Raw genomic sequence first — 18,958 nt, 5'->3', positions numbered from 1 at the left:
TTGTCTTGTCTTGTCGTTTCGCCCCGGCATGTCGATCGTGGAATGCCGGGGCGATTTCATTTCACGGGTCGGCGCATCGAGTCAGAACGACGGCAACCCCGGCGGATTCGTCTCCGCGCGCGCGACCGCCTCGCTCTGCAACCCCCAGCGCGCCAGCGCCTGCCCGTAGCGGCCGTTGCCGATGAGCGCGTTCGTCGCGAGCGTGAGCGCCGGCGCGAGCCCGCTGCCGCGACGCGTCGCGATCGCGACATCCGCATTTGCCGGCCAGCCCGCGTTGACGACGCCGACCCGGCGAATCCTGCCGTCGCGCGCGGCCTCGTAAGCCAGCGACGCATTCGGGTTCAGCTCGGCATCGGCGCGGCCCGACAGCAGCGCGACACGGGCGGCCGCATCGTCGTCGAAATAGAGCAGTTCGGTCGCCTTCAGCCCCTGCGCGACATTGCGCCGGCTCCATTCGAGCAGGATGCGCTCCTGGCTCGTGCCCGCACCCGTGATGATGCGCAGGCCCGCGACATTCTTCGGCTCGGCAATCTTCGCGATCGGACTCGCGGTGCGCACGTAGAAGCCGTGCAGCCCGAGCCGATAGGTCGTGAAATCGTATTTCTCCTTGCGCTTCTCGGTCACGCCGACGTTCGAGATCACGGCATCGTACTTGCCCGACGTGAGCCCGAGGGGCCAGTCTGCCCACGCGATCGGCACCAGCACCAGCGTGCGACCGAGCGAGTCGGCGACGAGCTGCGCATAGTCGGGATCGGCCCCGACCACGGTGCGTGCGTCGGTCGCATAGGTCGACACCGGTGGCGCGTGCGGAGAAATCGCGACCGTGAAGGCTCCGTCGCGTACCCAGCGGTAGCTGCTTGCCGCACGAATCGCCGCATCGTCGCGCGACGCGCGGATCCGGCCGGCCTGGCGCGGATCGAGGTCGGCAGTCGCGGCGGCGTCGGCCGCGTGCCACGGGAGGCCGGCGGCGGCCGCCAGCGTGGCGGTCATGAACTGGCGTCGGTCGATCATCGTCGGTTGCCCCGGAGGTCGTGAGCGGCGCGCATCAGAGCACCCGCGACAGGAACGCGCGCGTGCGCGGATGGGCCGGCGCGTCGAGCACGACGGCGGGCGGGCCCGACTCGACGATGCGGCCGTGCTCCATGAACAGCACGTGGTCCGCGACTTCGCGCGCGAAGCCGATCTCGTGTGTGACGATCACGAGCGTGGTGCCCGAACGCGCCAGCTCCTTGATCACGTCGAGCACTTCGTTGACCAGTTCGGGATCGAGCGCCGACGTCGGCTCGTCGAACAGCAGCACCTTCGGGCGCAACGCGAGCGCCCGCGCGATCGCGACGCGCTGCTGCTGGCCGCCAGACAGCTGGCGCGGGTACGCATCGGCCTTGTCGGCGAGGCCGACGCGCGCGAGCAGCGTGCGCGCGGTGCGCTCGGCGGCCTCGCGCGTGACGCCGCCGACGGCGACCGGCGCCTCGATCAGGTTCTCGAGCACCGTCAGGTGCGGAAACAGGTTGAAGTTCTGGAACACCATCCCGACCGCCGTGCGCCGCTTCAGCACGTCGCGCTCCTTCAGCTCGTGCAGCGCGTCGCCGTCGCGCCGATAGCCGATCAGCTCACCGTCGATGTCGATGAAGCCGTCGTCGATGCGTTCGAGATGGTTGATCGTGCGCAGCAGCGTCGACTTGCCGGAGCCGGACGGCCCGACGATCACAGTCACGCTGCCGCGCGGCGCGACGAACGACACGTTGTCGAGCACACGCTGCGTGCCGAACTGCTTCGACACGTTGTGCACGGCGACTTCGCCGCCGGTGCGCGGCACGGGCGCGTCAGCGGTCGTGCCCTGAAGCGTCGCATCGGCCGTTGCGCTGCGTGTCGCCGCACGCCGCCGCAGCGCACCGATGCGCGCCAGCACGAACGTCAGCGCCGACGGCGGCGGATTGCGCAGCGCGCCGCGCGCATAGTGGCGCTCGACCTGGACCTGGATCGCGGACAGCACGGTCAGGATGATCAGGTACCAGACGGTCGCGACCATCAGCAGCGGAATCACCTCGAGATTGCGGCGATAGATGACCTGCACCGTGTAGAACAGTTCGGGCATCGCGAGTACGTAGACCATCGACGTGCCTTTCGCGAGCGTGATCAGGTCGTTGAACGCGGTCGGCAGGATCGCGCGCATCGCCTGCGGCAACACGATCCGCGTGGTCTGGCGGCCGCGCGGCAAGCCGAGCGCGGCGGCCGCTTCGAGCTGCCCCTGGTCGACCGCGAGAATGCCGCCGCGAATCACTTCCGCGGAAAACGCCGCGTGGTTCAGCGTGAGGCCGAGCACGGCCGCGAGGAACGGGCTGATCAGGTCGGTGGTCGGCGTGTCGAACCACACGATGTTGGTGAACGGCACGCCGAGCCGTACGTGTTCGTACAGGTAGCCGAGGTTGTTGAGGATCAGCAGCAGCACGATCAGCGGAATCGACCGGAACAGCCACACGAACGTCCACGCGCTCGCGGCGAGCAGGCGCGAGCGCGACAGCCGGGCCAGCGCGACCAGCGCGCCGAGCGCGAAGCCGAACACCGCGCCGAGGAGCGTCAGCACCAGCGTGCGCGCGAGCCCGGACAGCACCGGCGGCGACAGGAACCATTCGGCGAACACCGGCCAGCCCCACTGCGGGTTGCCGAGAATCGAATGCAGCGCGAGCGCGATCAGCACGAGCGCGAGCACGGCGCCGACCGTGCGCGACCGGTGCCGGGCCGGCACGATCCGCGGGCGCGTGCCGGCGTCACGGGCGTGGGAGGAAGCAAGCGGCGGCAGCGCGCCGCCGAGATGTGTCGTGTCGCTCATGTCGGTGAGGGTCCTCGATCGAGTGGGCCGGATGCGGCGGGTAAGGCGCAGCGCCGGCGTCAGGCGTGCGCTTCGGCCGCGTCGCCGTGTTGTTGCACCGCGCCGGGCGCCGCATGGCGGCTCGCCTTGCGCGGCAGGCCGAGGTGGTCGCGCAGCGTGCTGCCCGGCAGGTCGCGGCGGTAGCGGCCGCGCGCCTCGAGCACCGGAATCACGAGTTCGACGAAGTCGTCGACGCCCTGGGCCTGCACCGGGAAGCCGAGGATGAAGCCGTCGCCGGCACCGGCGTCGTGCCAGCGGATCAGCTCGTCGGCGACGTGCTCGGCCGTGCCGATGAAGTTCGGTCGCGGCGTCGCGACGGCGAGTGCCGTCTCGCGCAGCGTGAGGTGCTTGCGCTTCGCGTCGGCCTTGATCCGGTCGGTGGTCGAGCGGAAGCTGTTGCGACCGATGTCGCCGAGTTCGGGGAACGGTGCGTCGAGCGCGTACTGCGTGAAATCGTGGTGATCGAAATAGCGGCCGAGATACGCGAGCGCCTCGTCGATCGTCAGCAGGTCGCGAATCGCCTGGTATTTGTCTTCCGCCTCGGCCGCCGTGCGGCCGACGATCGGCCCGACGCCGGGGAAGATCTTCACGTCGCCCGGCTGCCGCCCGTGCTCGACCGCGCTTTGCTTCACGCGCCGCGTGAACGCGGCCGTTTCGTCGAGCGACGGCGAATGCGTGAACACGGCGTCCGCATACTTGCCCGCGAGCCCGATGCCGGTGTCGGACGAGCCGGCCTGGAAGATCACCGGCTGCCCCTGCGGCGAGCGCTGGATGTTCAGCGGGCCGGCAACCTGGAAGAAGCGGCCGTGGTGGTCGAGCGTATGCAGCTTGTCGCGATCGAAGAAGCGCCCGGTCGCGCGATCGCGCACGAACGCGTCGTCGTCCCAGCTGTCCCACAGCCCCTGCACGACGTCGAGGTATTCGTCGGCGATTTCGTAGCGCAGTTCGTGATCGGGATGCGCCTTGCCGAAATTCTTCGCGGTGCCTTCGAGCGGCGTCGTCACGACGTTCCAGCCCGCGCGCCCGCCGCTGATCGCGTCGAGCGACGCGAGCTGACGCGCGACCGTGAACGGCTCGCTGTACGACGTCGAGATCGTGCCCGCGAGGCCGATCTTCTTCGTCGCGACCGCGAGCGCCGACAGCACGGTGAGCGGCTCGAAGCGGTTCAGGAAGTGCGGGATCGACTTCTCGTTGATGTAGAGGCCGTCCGCGACGAACGCGAATGCGATGCCGGCGGCTTCCGCCTTGCGCGCGATGCCGATCGCGAAGTCGAGGTTGATGCTCGCGTCCGGCGGGTTGCTCGGATGCCGCCACGCGTTCATGTGGCTGCCTGCGCCTTGCAGCATCAGGCCGAAGGGAATCGATCGTCGGGTCGTCATGGGCGCGTCACGCGTTCTGGTCGGGGGAAGGGAAACGTTCGGCGGCGAGGGCCGCCTGCACGGGCGTGATCGACTGCGCGCCGCCGAGCCATTCGGCCGACGCGAGCCGCGCCGCGTAGTCGGTCACCGGCGAGTCGATCACGAATGCATCGACGTCGAGCCGCCGGCTCAGCGCGTCGAGCGCGCGGTGCACGCGCTCGGGCGTATCGGCCAGCACGGTCGGGCGCAACTCGTCGATCCGGTAGTCGGACGCGCCGCTCTGCCGCGCGAATTCGGCGGCGGCGTGCGCGCTCGCCAGGTTGAAGCTCTGGCCGCCGGCGAATTGCAGCTTGAAGATCTTCAGCGGCCCGATCAGTTGCTCGGCTTCGTCGCGGGTCGGCGCGGCGACGGCGTACAGCGCGACGATCGGGCGTGTGCCGCCCGCGTCGCGGTACGCGGCCAGCGAGCGTTCGAGGTTCGCGTCGTCGCCGTTGAAGTGCCCCGCGTAGCAGAAGCGCCAGCCGTGGCGTGCGGCGAGCGCGCCGCTGTCGGGCGAGCCGCCGAGCAGGACGCGTTCTGGCGCGTGCGGCGGCACCGGCATCGCGACGGCGCCGGCGAGCGGATGGTCTTCGGCGACACCCCAGCCGAGGAACGCGTCGAGTTCCGCGAGCTGGCCCGCGAAGTCGGGCTTCTTCGCCTTGTCGTGAAACCACTGCAGCGCACGCGTGGTCAGCGGTAGCCCGCCGGGTGCCTTGCCGATGCCGAGATCGACGCGGCCCGGCCCCAGCGCGGCAAGCAGCTTGAACGACTCGGCGACCTTGAACGGGCTGTAGTGTTGCAGCATCACGCCGCCGGAACCGACGCGAATGCGCGACGTGTGCGCGAGCAGGTGCGCGACGACGATCTCGGGCGCGGAGCTCGCGAAGCCCGGCGCGCCGTGATGCTCGGCAATCCAGAAGCGCTCGTAGCCGAGCTGTTCGGCGCGTCGCGCGAGGGTGGTCGTGAAGCGCAGCGCGTCGGCGGCGGTCGCGCCGTCGGCGATCGGGCTTTTGTCCAGCAATGAAAGCGAATAAGACATGGTGTCGGCGTTCCGGCGAGGGCGTGGACGGGCGGCGCTCAGATCTTCGGCAAGCCCGGCGGATTCGTGCGCGACTGGTCGATCGCTTCGGAGGCGAGGTTCCAGCGATCGAGAATCTGCTGATAGCGGCCGTTCCTGATCAGCCCGTTCAGCGCGATCGTCAGCGGATCGGCGAGCCCGCTGCCGCGGCGCGTCGCGATCGCGATGTCGGCCGTGCGCGGCCAGCCGCCGCTGATTGCGCCAACGAGGCGCGTCTTGCCCTGCTGCGCGCTCTGGTAGGCGAGCACCGAGTTCACGCTGAACACGGCATCGGCGCGGCCCGACTGCACGGCGACGATCCGCATCGCCTGGTCGTCGTAGTACTGGACCTGCACGGGCTTCAGGCCGTGCGCGACGTTCTCGCGATCCCACGCGAGCAGGATCTTTTCCTGGTTGGTGCCGGCATCGGTGACGATGCGCAGCCCCGCGACGTCCTTCGGCTCGCGGATCGACTGGATCTTGCTGTCGATGCGCACGTAGAAGCCGACCTGGTCCTTGCGGTAGGTCGAGAAATCGAACTTCTGCTTGCGCTCCTCGGTGACGGTGACGTTCGAGATCACCGCGTCGACTTTCCCCGATTCGAGCGCGAGCGGCCAGTCGGCCCACGCAAGCGGGACGATCTTCAGCTTGCGGCCGAGGCTGTCGGACACGAGCTGGCCGACGTCCGCGTCGAAGCCGATCACCGTGCGCGCGTCGGTCGCATACGAGCTGATCGGCGGCAGGCTCGGCGCGACGCCGATCGTCAGCGTGCCGGCCTCGGCGAACCTGAACGACGCGGGCACCGCGCGCTCGACGGCCGCATCGGCCGCACCGCGCGGGCGGCCACGTTGCTCGGGGCTCAGGTCGAAGGTCGCGGCGGCCGCGGCGATCGCGGTCACGCCGATCAGCGCGGCGGCCAGCGTGCGGATTGCGCGCGGCGTGAAGGATGCGGCTCGTTGCATGGATGTGTCCTGTCGTTGTCGTGTCTTGGGGAACGGGAGAGCGGAATCGGATGGCGCGCGGCGTTCAGCGCGGCAGCACGGCCTCGGGCAGCGGCGCCCGCAGGTCGGCGAGCGTCGACGTGCGCGACGGATCGGCGAGATCCTTGCCGAAGCGCAGGTGGAAATACGCTTCCGGGTCGATCGACGAATCGAACAGCCGCGTATAGCCGGTCCGGTCGTACAGCGCCCACGCTTCGGGCTGGCGAAAGCCGGTGGTCAGGTACACGCGTCGATAGCCCTGCTGCGCGGCGCGCAGTTCGAGTGCGTCGACGATCAGGCGCGCGAGCCCCTGTCGGCGCAGGTCCGAGCGGGTCCAGATGCGTTTGAGTTCGGCGGTCTGCGCGTCGTAGCGCTTGAACGCGCCGCCGCCGATCGTTTCGCCGTCGCGCAGGAGCAGCACGAACGCGCCTTCGGGCGGCGCGAACAGCTCGGCCGGGTAGCGCGCGAGTTCGTCGCGTGCGGACGCACGGCTGTCGGGGCGGTATGCGTCGTAGCGCGTCGCGTATTCGTCGATCAGCGCGTCGATCAGCGGCTGGGCGCGGACGTCGAGCGGTGTCGTGTCGATGAGGCGGTCGTTCGTGGCCATGGGCATCGCGAAGGGCGCGCGATGCGGACGTTCCTGGCGGGGGCGGGCCACGGGGCCCGCCCGGTCTGTTCCGTTATCGCGACGCGGTTGTCGTGATGACGGCGGCCACGGTGCTTCCTGCGCTGCATCCGGCGTGCCGCCGCCGTTTCGAACACGTTAGCGGCGCGACCGGCAAAGACGAACGAAGCAATTTCGATAAGGATTTCGCGGGGCGCGTCAGAAGGCTTGCAGGGGGAGTGGGGTGGGCGGAGAAACCGGTGTCGATCAGGCGGATTACCCGATGACGCGCGGCGGCGTCGAAGCCTCCGCCAGCTGAAACAGGCAATCGCCGCGCCGCACCTGTGCGGGCACGCGCTTGCACACCACTTCGCCGTCGCCCTTGAAGCGGTGCAGCACCGGTTCGCGCAGCGGCGTGTCGGGGAAGTGCACCCACGCGGCCGGCTGGCCGGCCTTCACCTGGTCGCCGAGTTCGACGAGCGGTTCGTACAGCCCGCGCTCGTACGCGTAGACGAAGTGGCGATCGCCGTCGACGCGCAGGAAGCGCGTGACGGTCGGCGGCGCGTCGGGCACGAGCGCGCCGTGCAGCAGGCCGATATGGCCGAGGTAGTGCAGCAGCCCGTGGCGGCCGAGCCGGATCAGCGACGGATCGGCCATCCCCGCGCCGCCGAGCTCGGTCACGATCGAGATCGCGCCCTGCCGGCGCGCGGCCGATGCCGAGTGCACCGGGTTCGGCGCGTGCAGCAGCGCGTTCGGCAGCCCGAACGCGACCAGCAGCCCGTTGAGCTTCGCCGCCTCGTCGTCGTCGAGCGGGTCGATCGCGAGCATGTTGCCGCCCTGGTACAGCAGCGAGCTGCCGCCCGAATGCAGGTCGACCAGATACTGCGCGCGCGACAGCAGCGCATGCTCGATGTAATGCGCGATCATCTGCGTCGGCGTGCCGGTCGGGTCGCCGGGGAAGCTGCGATTCAGGTTGCCTTCGTCGAGCGGCGACACGCGCAAGCCTGCATCGGCCGCGGGGAAATTCGCCATCGGCAGCAGGATCAGTTGCCCGCTCACCATCTCCGGATCGATCTCGCGCATCAGCTGCGACACGATGATCTGGCCTTCGTATTCGTCGCCGTGGTTGCCGGCCATCACGAGCGCGACCGGGCCGTCGCCATTGCGGATCGACGCGATCGGGATCGGCAGCCAGCCGTATGCGGAGCGATGCACGGAATGCGGCAGGCGCAGGTAGCCCGCATGCTTGCCTTGTGCATCGAGATCGATTTCGCAGTGGATGGGATTTCGGTGGGAGGAGGCGGTCATGGCGACATCGTTCGATGAACGTAATCTGCCATCTTATCGGGAAACGACCGCCGCGCGGCGTGCCCAATGCGGGCGATGCCGGACGCTGTCAAGCGGCCCGCGCGCGAACCTGCGACATGCGCCATCCGAGCAGCCGCACGCGATGTTGCAGCGGTGATACGCATGCCGGCGCGCGGCCGCCCGCGCACGCCGTGTTTCGCGTCGGGCCCCTTGTCGCAACGGGGCCGGCGCGCGCGATCGCTTCAGCGACCGGATGTTTCAGCTTCGATACGGCCTTCTTCCCACAGCGCCCAGAAACGGCTGCCGGCGCGATAGGGATTTGCGCGTCGCGCCGCGTGATCGGTGACGCCCTGGCGAAATGCGCCGTACAGCGTCAGCGGCGGATTGTCGACACACGCGGCTTCACGCGCGGCGGGCGCGCGGTGATCGGAAACGAGCCGCCGGATCAGCGAGGCGCCGTCGATCACGTCAAGTTGATCGCTCGCTTCCGCACGGCTGAGGACTTCGACGGTATTCATGTGTGGGCTCCCTGACATCCTGTTTCCTAGTCAAGGAGCAATAAGGGTGCCAACCGCGAAAATCCGCGTGCCGCACCGATCGTGCGGGCTTCTGCGGCGAACGTGACGCGCGGTGCGGGCCGATGTTACGGAACACGTCACGTGACACGGGCGAGCGCGGCGGAACACGTGCGCGTATGCGCCGAGCCACGCGACGCGTTTCGGGAATCAATCGCGGGGAAGCGAAAAGGGACACGCCGTAGGGACGCGCAGTAAAGCGCGGAGGCCGTCGGTGTCAACGAACGCGCGCGCTCAGCTCGTGGTCGCGGGCGCCACGCGCCTGCTTCCTGCCGAATAGAAGCGGTAGATTCCCTTGCCGGCCGACTTCGCTTCGTACAGCGCGCTGTCGGCCTGCCGGATCAGTTCGTCGGCGGAGCCGTGCCCGTCGTCGAGCGCGATGCCGATGCTGATCCCGAAGCTGACGGTCTCGCCGATCGACAGCGCGTACGGCGCCGAGATCTGCCGGATGATCCGCGCGGCGAGGAGCGAGCAGGCCTGCATCGTGGTGGCGTCGAGCGCGACGACGAACTCGTCGCCGCCGATCCGCGCCGCCAGCTCGCCGGGCGGCAGAGTCTTGCCGAGCCGCTCGGCGACCTGCGTGAGCACTTCATCGCCGGCCTGGTGGCCGAACCGGTCGTTGATTGCCTTGAAGCCGTCGAGGTCGAGATACATGACGGCGAGCGTGGCGCCCGGCATGCGCGGCCGATGCGCGAGCATCCGCTTGAGTTGCGCATGCAGTTCGTGGCGGTTCGGCAATCCCGTCAGCGCGTCGTGTCGCGCGAGGTGCCTGATGTGCTGCTCGCTGCGGCGGCGCATGGTGACGTCCTCGACGATGATCACCGCGTTGCCGTCCGGCACGCGATGGCGTGTCAGTTCCAGCTGTCGGCCGTCGGCGAGCGTGATGTCGAGCGGCACCGGTTCGTCATGGTTCAGCCAGACGTCGCATTGCACGGCGAGACCTGCACCGTCGGAATCGGTCACCGCGTTCGCGCCGAGCGCCGCGACGACGTCGGGTAGCGGCGTATCGAGCATGATCTCGCGTGGCGAGCCGAACAATTGCGCGGTACGACGGTTCGCGACGATCACGCGGCTCTCGCCGTCGATCATGCACAGGCCGTGCGGCATGTAGGTGAGGGCGGCGTCGAAGCGCGCGACGAGCTCGGCGTTGCGCTGGCGCGCGGCGATCAGCGCGACCAGCACGCGGTAATGACGCTGGACGACCGTGCGCATGGCCGCGAGATAGATCGCGAGCGGCGGCAGCAGCAGCCATGCGCCGGGCCGGTCGACCAGCAACGCGCCGAGGCCGATCGGCAGGACGCCGAGCGTGACCTGGGTCATCGCGAGCCGCGGCAGCGCCGAATTGCGCGACGCGATCCCGCCGAACACGCCGCCCGCGACCATCACCGACAGCGTGCCGAGCTCGGCGTCAGGCGCCTCCACGCAGCCCATCACGCCGAGGCCGAGCACGAAGCACGCGACGAGCGACACGGGCGCATAGCGCAGCGCCCAGTATTCGGCGCGATCGTCGCCGGCGGCACGGTGCACTGCATACGCGCGTGCGATCGCGAGCCGCGCGGCGAGCAAGCCGACGTCGACGATGAGCCACACCAAACACCAGAGTTGTTGCAGCCGGATCAGCGCGATCGCCGCGACGAACGCGCTGGCGAGGCCGGACAGCGCCATCGGGCGTACGTCTTCGAACAGCGTGACGAGCATCGACGGGCGTAGCCCGGCCGTCACGCGGTGATTGCCGCAGGGGGGAGTGGCGAGAACGGCGTTCAGGAGGCTTGCCTTGACTGCCATGGCTATTTTGACCTCGACACGATGCGGCGCATTGCCGAGCGCCCCGCACGGCACGTGGCGGGGCGACCGGCGAGCCGGATGCGCACGACATTACCATGAAACGCCGGCCGCGCGTGACGTGCGGGGGCGTCGGCGAGTCGTCTCAGACCACGCCGGCGTGCGCCGTGCGCATTCGCCGACGCGGGGGCGGGCGTCGTTGCCCACGGGACGATGTCGGGCAGTCGCCCGCGGACCGGTTTCGGCGCGCGCCGCACATGGCAGGCCCCTGGCGCGCGATCGGCCCGCGGCGATCGATACGCCCGCCGCGACACCGCCCGGTCGCGCACGTGTGTCGCCCGCGACCGGGCGCCGCAGCCCGTGTGAATCCCGTTATAAGAAATTCAATAAGTATTTCATGTGGGAAATACTATAGGCGATATATCTAAAACAATGCCAGAATGCGCGCCGCTCCGAACGCCGCGACACCCTATCGCCGTCCGAGCCGCATCAGGAGGTTCCCCCCACATGAAAAACCACGGCCTGTCACGGCGGGGTTTTCTGAAAGCCAGCGTGCTGGCGGGCGTCGCGGTGTATGTCGCGCCCATCGGCAGCCGCGCGTTCGCGGCGCTCTTCGAAGAAAAACTCCTCACGCCCGTCAAATGGGATAGCGTCACCGGCATCCCCCAATTCCGCATCGACGGCATCGCGAAAGTCACGGGCTCAAAAGTGTTCGCCCGTGACGTGCGTGCCGCCGACATGCCGCACTGGCCGCAGCAGCAGTCGCACGCGCTGATCCTCCGCGTCACGCAGGCCGACCGCACGTACGAAGGCTTCGACCTGTCGCTGCTCGGCGACGAACTGAAGCCGGACCGCGTGGTCACGGCCGACGATCTCGCGCGCGACGGCGTCGCGTTCCCGGCGTTCTATGGCGACGACATGCTGTTGCCCGCCGGCAAGACGCCCGCGTATCTCGGCCATGCGGTCGCGATCCTCATCTATCACGACTTCGCGCGCTTCCGCTTCGCGAAGAACGCGCTCAAGTTCCGCGACGACGTGATCCGCTACGGCGCGGTCACGGGCCCGCTCGAGCGCGATCCGTGGGGCACGTTCCGCTTCGTTCGGGTAGGCGGCAAGACGGCCTATGACGACGACGTCTATTCGAGCCTGAAGGATGCGCCGATCTTCCCGAGCATGATGCGCAAGCACCTGCCGGTCTGGCCGGACGGCAAGGAGCACGGCAAGCTCGACGAGCAGGGCATGTTCCTGGCCGGACAGATCGCCAGCGAGTTCGACCATCCGCCGGCCGACTGGCTCGTGTTCGACCGCGCGTACAGCACGCAGTCGGTCGACACCGCCGCGCTCGAACCCGACAACGCGAACTGCTGGTACGACGCCGCGACGCAGGCGCTGCACCTCGTCGTGCCGACGCAGTCGCCGCTCGAAGTGGCGGAGAACGCGGCCGCGATGGTCGCGAAATGCCGCTTCCCGGTGAAGAAACTGTTCGTGCATCCGTGCTACACGGTCGGCTACGGCTCGAAGGATCACTGCAACGTGCCGTTCTACGGCCTCGTCTGCGCGCTGTACGCGGACGGCCGCCCGGTGCGGTTCGCGAACGACCGCTACGAGCAGTTCCAGACATCGCTGAAGCGTCACGCGTTCAAGATGCATTACCGGATCGCGGTCGATCGCAACACGGGTCTCATGCAGTCGTTCAAGGGCGACTTCGAGGCGAACGGCGGCGGGCGCTCGAACTTCTCGCCGTCGGTGGCGATGGTCGGCGCGACGGCCGCGCAATCGATCTACTACTTCCCGAAGAGCGACCTCGCGGCAGTCGCGATCGCGTCGCGCGCGATCGACGCAGGCTCCGCGCGCGGCTACGGCACGCTGCAGAGCATGGCCGCGACCGAGATGGCGGTCGACGAGATCGCCGCGCAACTGAACCTCGATCCGATCGAGTTCCGCCTGCGCAACGCGCTGCGTTCGGGGATGAAGAACACGCAGGGCGCGATTCCCGCCGGCGCGTTGCGCGTCGACGAAGTGCTGGAACGTGCGAGGCAGCATCCGTTGTGGACGCGCCGTGCGGCGCGCAAGGCCGAATTCGAGGCGGCGAACCCGGGCAAGCGCTACGGCGTCGGCTTCGCGTGCGTGCAGAAGGATTTCGGCACGGGTGCCGAGGCATCGTTCGCGAAGGTCGAATTCGACGAGAACGGCAAGGTGTCGCTGCATCACACGGCTGCCGAGATCGGCACCGGGATGTCGACGTCGCAGGCCGTCGCGGTCGCGAAGTGGCTCGGTCGCCCGGCGACCGAGGTGCGCGTCGCAGTGACCGAATGGCCCGATCTGCCGGTCGAGACGAGCGGCGATCCGTACCTGATGTCGCAAGCCGACCAGGACCGGCTGAGCACGAATCCGCGCTGGTCGCCGGGCTATGCGTCGCCGTCGAGCGCGACGAACTCCGCGTACTACTTCACGCACAGCACGCGCGAAGCCGCGCGCGCGGTGTTCCGCTACGGGTTGTGGCCGGCCGCGATGTCGATCTGGACGCGCGGCCTCGGCGGCGGCCAGGCCGCACCGTACACGATCCGCATCGAGGACGCGCGCTGGGTCGACGGCAAGCTGACCGCCGACGGCCTCGAGCCGCTGACGTTCGAGCAGCTCGCGAAGCAGGCGCATGCGCTCGGCCTGGCGACCGGCGCCGTCGTACACGTGTTCAACCGCTGGCAATGGACCGACGCCGAGTTCGACGTGGGCGGCGCGGTCGATCGTCTGCCGATCGACGGGCTGTCGCTGCGGATCGGCGCGCCGAAGACCGGCGACGACGGCCCGATGCCGGGCACCGCCGCGCCCGCGGGCGCGACCGCGATGCACGGCACGCTGGCGCCGACCGCGAACGGCTATCGCGTGCTGGACCGCAAGCGCGTGTTCATCCCGCCGACGAGCCGCAACAACGCGGCCGTCACGTACTACACGGCGGTCGGCACGCTCGTCGAGCTGGCCGTGCACGAAGCGACCGGCAAGGTCGAGCTGCTCACGCATCACTCGATCATGGAGTGCGGCAACCAGATCTCGCCGCAGCTCGTGTCGGGCCAGTTGCAGGGCGGCCTCGCGATGGGCATCGGCCATGCGCTGCACGAGTACCTGCCGCTTTACGAAGACGGCCCCGGCAACGGCACGTGGAACTTCAACCGCTACCAGCTGCCGCGTGCGACCGACGTCGCCGTGTGGTCGCAGACGGGCGACATCCTGCCGCCGCTGTCCGAGACCGATCCGCCGAAGGGTGTCGCCGAAGTGGTGATGATCCCCGTCGTCGGCGCGATCGTGAACGGTATCGCGCACGCGATCGGCCATCGTTTCACCGACTTGCCGGTGACCCCGCAAAAGATTCAGGAGGTGCTCGCATGACGACCGCCCAAACCGCCGCGTCGGCCGCGAGCGCCAGCGCGTCCGCGACCGGCGCATCCGCGCCGAACGCGGCTTCGGCCGCTCCGGCACCGGCTGCCGCACCGGCCGCCGTCGAGCGTCCGCTCGTCCGCTTTCAGCAGAAACCGCTGTCGGTGAACATCAACGGCAAGTCCGTCGGCCCGATGCAGGTGCCCGAAGGGCTGATGATGATCGAGTTCCTGCACGAGTATGCGGGCCTCACCGGTTCGCGGCTCGGTTGCGGGCAGGGCATCTGTCACGCGTGCGTCGTGATCGTCGACAAGCCGGACGGCACGAGCGAGGAAATGCGCACATGCATCACCGGCGCGCACTTCTTCCACGGCCGTTCGATCCGCACGATCGAAGGTCACGCGAAGCGCAACGAAGCCGGAGAAGTGGTCGAGCTGTCGCCGATCCAGCAGAAGTTCCTCGAGCACTTCAGCTTCCAGTGCGGCTACTGCACGCCGGGCTTCGTCAACGCGGCGACGGTGCTGATCGAACGCCTGAAGCGTGAGCCGGTCGCGAAGGCCGACGTCGAGCGCACGATCACCGACGCGCTGAACGCGCACATCTGTCGCTGCACCGGTTACGTCCGCTATTACGAAGCCGTGAAGGACGTGATCCTGACGACGCCGGGACTCGTGAAGGACGCCGCATGAAACGCACATTCGCCCATCGTGCCGCGCGGGCTGCGGGCCTGCCGGCACTCGCGGCCGCCTGCGCGCTGCTGCTCGCCGCCTGCGGCGGCCATGACGCGCCGGCTTCGAGCGCGGCTTCCGGCGCGCCCGGTGCCGACCAGGTCGCGCGCGGCCGCTATCTCGTGAAGGCCGCGGACTGCGCGGCGTGCCACACCGAGAAGGACGGCGCGCCGTTCGCGGGCGGTGCGCCGCTCGAATCGCCGTTCGGCACGTTCTACGGCTCGAACATCACGCCCGACAAGGACCACGGGATCGGCGGCTGGAGCGCGGACGACTTCTACGCCGCGCTGCATGACGGCAAGGCGCCGGCCAAGCGCCTGTATCCGTCGATGCCGTATACGTCGTACCGGCAGCTCACGCGCGCCGATACCGACGCGATGTACGCGTACCTGAAGACGGTGAAGCCGGTCGCTCAGGAAAACCGCCCGCACGAACTCAAGTTCCCGTACAACCTGCGCTTCGGCATGGTGTTCTGGGACATGGTGTTTCTGAAGGACAGCCTGCCCGATGCATCGACCGGCCAGTCCGCCGACTGGCAGCGCGGCCGCTATCTGGCGGGCGCGCTCGGCCACTGCGCGGAATGCCACACGCCGCGTGCGTTCACGGGTCAGCTCGACGGCGCGAAGCCGTTCGCCGGCGCCGCGCTCGGCCGCGTGGCCGCGCCGGACATCACGCCGGCCGGCCTCGCCGCGCGCGGCTGGACGGGCACCGACCTGCAGACGTTCTTCGGCGTCGGCATCGCGCCGCAAGGCTCGGCGTTCGGCGAAATGTATCCGGTCGTGCACCTGAGCACGCAATACATGACGAAGGACGATCTGCGCGCGCTGTCCGTGTACCTGCTCGGCGATACGCCGCCGGCGCCGCAGGCGGTGAAGCCGGTGTCGGCCGATGCCGCGCAGCTCGCGGCCGGCCGCTCGGTGTATCTCGCGGTGTGCGCGGGCTGTCATGGTTTCGACGGCGAAGGCAAGCCGCACGTGGCGGTGCCGATGAACGGCAATTCGACGCTGCGTCAGGGCGATGCGCGCAACCTGCTGGTCGCGATGCTCGACGGCATCGACGAGCAGAAGTTCGCCGGCTTCGAGAACCTGCAACCGATGCCGGGTTTCGCGCACACGCTGAGCGACGACGAACTCGCGCAGCTCGCGAACTACCTGCGCGCGACGTGGGGCGGCCAGCCCGCGAGCGTCATGCCGGCCGACGTGAAGGCCATGCGTCGGTAAGTCGTGCGGCGCAGCGGGGCGTCGCGCGCGAGGCGGCCGGTTTCCGGCCGCGCTCGTGCGTAACGCCCCGCTCGAGCCTTTCCGGCGGCGCTTCAGTAGCCGCCCCCTCCGCCGCCGCCACCGCCACCTCCGCTGCCGCCCGCGCCGCCATACCGGCTCATCCCGGGGCCTGGCGATACGCCGCCACCCGACGACGTACATCCGGCCGACAGCACCAGCATCAGTGCCGCGAGCAGCGCCGCGGCCAATCTTGCCGAATTCATTTCACTCTCCTTTCGCCGAGAAGGCCGCGCGGCAGGATGGTTCGCGTGAACCGGCGACCGCGCGATGACGAAACGTTTCCGGCGGGCGGTTTATTCCATGCTTTTTGCGTATCGGCACATGGCGACATGGAGCGGGGCAGGCGGTCGCGCATGCAGCCGGGGCGCGGCGCGCCCCCGCAGATTCGCTGCATCCGGGCAACGGAGAGTGAGCAGCCGGAATGCCGCCGTCGCGGCGGCATCCGGTCAACGATAGACGAGATCGGCGCGGCGGTTCTGCGCCCACGAATCCTCGTCGTGGCCGAGCGCAACCGGCTTTTCCTTGCCGAGGCTGACCGCTTCGAGTTGCGACGCCTGCACGCCCAGTGTTTCCAGTGCGCTCATCACGGCTTGCGATCGGCGTTGGCCGAGCGCGAGGTTGTATTCGGACGTCCCGCGTTCGTCGGTGTTGCCCTGGATCAGCACGCGGCGCGACGGGTGGCTGCGCAGGTAGTCGGCGTGCGCCTGCAGCAGCGTCTGGTATTCCGGCTTCACGGAGTACTGGTCGAAATCGAAGTAGACGCTGCGCTTCGCGAGCGGGCTGTTCGGATTGTTGAGATCGTCGGCCGCCACCGTCGCGACCGCTTCGCTCGATGGGGCCGGCGCCATCCCGGCATTCTCGGGCGTTTTCGCCGCGTGGTGACAACCCGCCAGCAGCGCGAAGGCTGCCATGACCGCAAATCGGTTCGTTTTGCTCATCGTGCGTCTCCTGCGGTTGACTGCGAGGAAAGCGTGGTGCGCGCGAACTGTCGCGTCACGCATCCGGCGAGACGGCACGAAAGTGCCGGCTTCCGTGCGCGATGCGCTTTCGTAAGCCGGCGATGCGCCATATGAAAGATTGTCTCGACCGGAACGCCGAAGCACGGCGCCGCTGCAACTAGATTAGGAAAAATGTCACAGCGTGACCAGTTTCTCGGCATTTTTCACACGGGAACGACGCAGGACGCATTCTTGCTTGCGCGGAAACCGCAGCATGCGCGGCGATGCATGATGCGCCATGCCGGTGCGGGCGCGTCTCGTGTCGTGTCGCCGGGTCGTCAGAACTTGTGCCGCAACCCGAGCGCGACCACCAGCTGGTTGCTATTGGCTGACGGCGTCATCGTCCAGACGGTCGCGTTGAACGCGGGATTGCCGTTGCCGCCGCTCACGCTTTGATAGACGGCTTCGAGATACGCGTCCGTGCGCTTCGAGAACGCGTAGTCGGCCTGCGTGACCACGTGGTTCCATTTCGGGCGCGTCTGGCCCGTGCGCGTGTCGAAACGGCCCATCGTATACGTGTACGCGGCGGCTACGCTCAACGCCTGCGTGACGAAGTAGCGGCCATCGACCGTGAAGTTGTCGAAGACGAGCGATTCGCCCTTCAGCGGGGTGATGCCGCTGCCCTGGAGCACGCCGCTCACGCCGTCGGTGGCCGAGTGCGACCACGCGGCGCCGACCGAATGCGGGCCGAACGCATAGCGCCCGGCCACGGCCCAGATCTGCTGGTTGCCGCCCGTGATCGTCGCCGAGCCGTCGACCGTGCTCAGTGCGCCGTCCGGATTCGGCGCATTGCGGTCGCGGCTGATCTTCAGGTAACCGGCGCCGAGCTTCAGCGGTCCGTTCGCATACCCGAGCCCCGCGCTCCACACGGCGTTGTTCGAGAACGCGCCGGCCGTGTTCGAGAATCCGTACAACGCGCCGAACGTCAGCCCGCGATACGTCGGGCTCGTGTACTTCACCGCGTGGTTGATGCGCAGGTTGCGGTTCGAGTCGTCGTTGTCGTACGGATGCACCGCGAGGTTGCCGCCCCAGCCGGGGCCCGACGCGCCGAGCGGCGTCACGAAATCGAGGATCAGGTCGTACTGGCGGCCGAACGTGAGCGTGCCGGCCGTGCGCGAGCTCACGCCGAGCCACGCCTGACGGCCGAACATGTCGACGCCTTTCTGCGACAGCTTGCCGTTCGTGCCCGTGAAGCCGTTCTCGAGCGTGAAGACCGCCGCCATCCCGCCGCCGAGATCCTCGCGGCCGCGCAGCCCCCAGCGCGACGCGTTCAACGCGCCGCTCGTCAGCCCGACGCTGCCGCTGCCGGGCGAACCGGCACCTTGCGTACGCTGGTTGGTCGCGTAGGTGATCGACGTATCGATCAGGCCGTACAGCGTCACGCTGCTCTGCGCGTGCGCGACGCACGGAATCAGGCCGGCCGCGCAGGCGGCGAGCACTGTCCCCGGGAGCGCCCCGGTACGACGGCCGCGGCGGACGGCATGCGGCGTGGCAACGCGCGCGTTGGCGGGCTGGATGGTTTTATAGGAATGCATAGGATTTTTTATCGTTGGTCTCCGGCCCGATCGCCGGTGGGTCGCGTCGGCGCGCCGGCCGACTGATCGAGCGGCCATTATTGGAGATCGCGCGACCGTCGATTAAGCCGCTGCACAGGAAAGGTCCTCTGCGAAATCGCGTGGAATCGTGGCGTTTCGATGCAGGGTGTTTGCGTCGAATCGGCGCGCAATGGAACCATCGCGTGGGCGGAAGGTTTCGGCAGGGCCGGGGGGCTCAGCGTGAGCGTCGGTACTTTCACGAGCCTGCGGGCGGATGTCGTCCGGGTGGTGATCCAACGCGCAGGGTCGTGTGTTGCTCGTTGGCGGCGGCATGTATTTCTGGTCTCGTGCGCGCCACCCGGCAAAATTTGCCGCCCGAAGCGGCAACGGTCGAATTGCCGCGTCGGGTTCATTCCGTTCGTAGCAGGAGTCTGCCCGCGCTGCCGCAACCCGGCCGACGACTACGTAATGCG

General features: G+C 68.7%; 15 protein-coding genes. 3 read left to right on the top strand and 12 right to left on the bottom strand.

Annotation, left to right across the window (positions count from 1 at the left end; translation table 11 throughout):
• Nucleotides 1-81: 81 nt before the first annotated feature.
• From DIE08_RS01940 to DIE08_RS01900, 9 genes are all read right to left on the bottom strand, one after another.
• Nucleotides 82-1,011 carry an ABC transporter substrate-binding protein gene (locus DIE08_RS01940; protein ID WP_124900856.1) on the bottom strand — a complete coding sequence of 310 codons (930 nt, stop codon included), beginning with the start codon at nt 1,009-1,011 and terminating at the stop codon, nt 82-84.
• A gap of 34 nt (nt 1,012-1,045) precedes the next feature.
• On the bottom strand, nt 1,046-2,830 hold the full coding sequence (locus DIE08_RS36510) for an amino acid ABC transporter permease/ATP-binding protein (protein WP_124900855.1): 1,785 nt from the start codon (nt 2,828-2,830) through the stop codon (nt 1,046-1,048).
• 59 nt (nt 2,831-2,889) lie between these two features.
• Nucleotides 2,890-4,248, bottom strand: a complete 1,359-nt coding sequence (locus DIE08_RS01930) for an LLM class flavin-dependent oxidoreductase (RefSeq protein WP_124622718.1) — start codon at nt 4,246-4,248, stop codon at nt 2,890-2,892.
• Between the two features lie 7 nt (nt 4,249-4,255).
• Entirely contained in the window at nt 4,256-5,305 is a 1,050-nt protein-coding gene (locus DIE08_RS01925) for an LLM class flavin-dependent oxidoreductase (RefSeq protein ID WP_124900854.1), read from the bottom strand.
• 38 nt (nt 5,306-5,343) lie between these two features.
• The gene (locus tag DIE08_RS01920) at nt 5,344-6,285 is read right to left on the bottom strand and encodes an ABC transporter substrate-binding protein (protein ID WP_124900853.1); all 942 of its coding nucleotides are present in this window, start codon (nt 6,283-6,285) and stop codon (nt 5,344-5,346) included.
• A gap of 64 nt (nt 6,286-6,349) precedes the next feature.
• Nucleotides 6,350-6,910 carry a GNAT family N-acetyltransferase gene (locus tag DIE08_RS01915; RefSeq protein WP_124900852.1) on the bottom strand — a complete coding sequence of 187 codons (561 nt, stop codon included), beginning with the start codon at nt 6,908-6,910 and terminating at the stop codon, nt 6,350-6,352.
• Between the two features lie 273 nt (nt 6,911-7,183).
• On the bottom strand, nt 7,184-8,215 hold the full coding sequence (locus tag DIE08_RS01910) for a succinylglutamate desuccinylase/aspartoacylase family protein (protein WP_124900851.1): 1,032 nt from the start codon (nt 8,213-8,215) through the stop codon (nt 7,184-7,186).
• Between the two features lie 242 nt (nt 8,216-8,457).
• On the bottom strand, nt 8,458-8,733 hold the full coding sequence (locus DIE08_RS01905; protein WP_059600470.1) for a hypothetical protein: 276 nt from the start codon (nt 8,731-8,733) through the stop codon (nt 8,458-8,460).
• A gap of 291 nt (nt 8,734-9,024) precedes the next feature.
• Nucleotides 9,025-10,575 (bottom strand): sensor domain-containing diguanylate cyclase, encoded by a 1,551-nt coding sequence (locus tag DIE08_RS01900; RefSeq protein WP_124900850.1) that lies wholly within the window; start codon nt 10,573-10,575, stop codon nt 9,025-9,027.
• Nucleotides 10,576-11,079: 504 nt separating this feature from the next.
• Between DIE08_RS01900 and DIE08_RS01895 the strand changes: the two genes are divergently transcribed.
• From DIE08_RS01895 to DIE08_RS01885, 3 genes are read left to right on the top strand one after another with little or no spacing between them, the layout of a single operon-like run.
• A complete protein-coding gene (locus DIE08_RS01895) occupies nt 11,080-13,956 on the top strand; it encodes a xanthine dehydrogenase family protein molybdopterin-binding subunit (protein WP_124900849.1) in 2,877 nt (958 codons plus the stop codon).
• Complete coding sequence (locus DIE08_RS01890) at nt 13,953-14,633, top strand: (2Fe-2S)-binding protein (protein ID WP_124900848.1); 681 nt, start codon at nt 13,953-13,955, stop codon at nt 14,631-14,633. The genes DIE08_RS01895 and DIE08_RS01890 overlap by 4 nt, the downstream gene beginning before the upstream one ends.
• A complete protein-coding gene (locus DIE08_RS01885; RefSeq protein WP_124900847.1) occupies nt 14,630-15,892 on the top strand; it encodes a cytochrome c in 1,263 nt (420 codons plus the stop codon). Before DIE08_RS01890 ends, DIE08_RS01885 begins: the two co-directional genes overlap by 4 nt.
• Before the next feature lie 92 nt (nt 15,893-15,984).
• Here the strand turns inward: DIE08_RS01885 and DIE08_RS35455 are convergent, their stop codons facing one another.
• From DIE08_RS35455 to DIE08_RS01875, 3 genes are all read right to left on the bottom strand, one after another.
• Nucleotides 15,985-16,155 (bottom strand): hypothetical protein, encoded by a 171-nt coding sequence (locus DIE08_RS35455; RefSeq protein ID WP_174911803.1) that lies wholly within the window; start codon nt 16,153-16,155, stop codon nt 15,985-15,987.
• Between the two features lie 243 nt (nt 16,156-16,398).
• Nucleotides 16,399-16,890, bottom strand: a complete 492-nt coding sequence (gene pal, locus DIE08_RS01880; RefSeq protein WP_059600465.1) for a peptidoglycan-associated lipoprotein Pal — start codon at nt 16,888-16,890, stop codon at nt 16,399-16,401.
• A 338-nt stretch (nt 16,891-17,228) separates the two neighbouring features.
• Nucleotides 17,229-18,485 (bottom strand): porin, encoded by a 1,257-nt coding sequence (locus tag DIE08_RS01875; RefSeq protein WP_124900846.1) that lies wholly within the window; start codon nt 18,483-18,485, stop codon nt 17,229-17,231.
• Between the last annotated feature and the right edge of the window lie 473 nt (nt 18,486-18,958).

Origin of the sequence: Burkholderia sp. Bp9004 (genome assembly GCF_003858025.1) — a bacterium.
GTDB classification, from domain to species: domain Bacteria; phylum Pseudomonadota; class Gammaproteobacteria; order Burkholderiales; family Burkholderiaceae; genus Burkholderia; species Burkholderia diffusa.
This window is presented reverse-complemented; position numbering and strand designations above follow the sequence as displayed.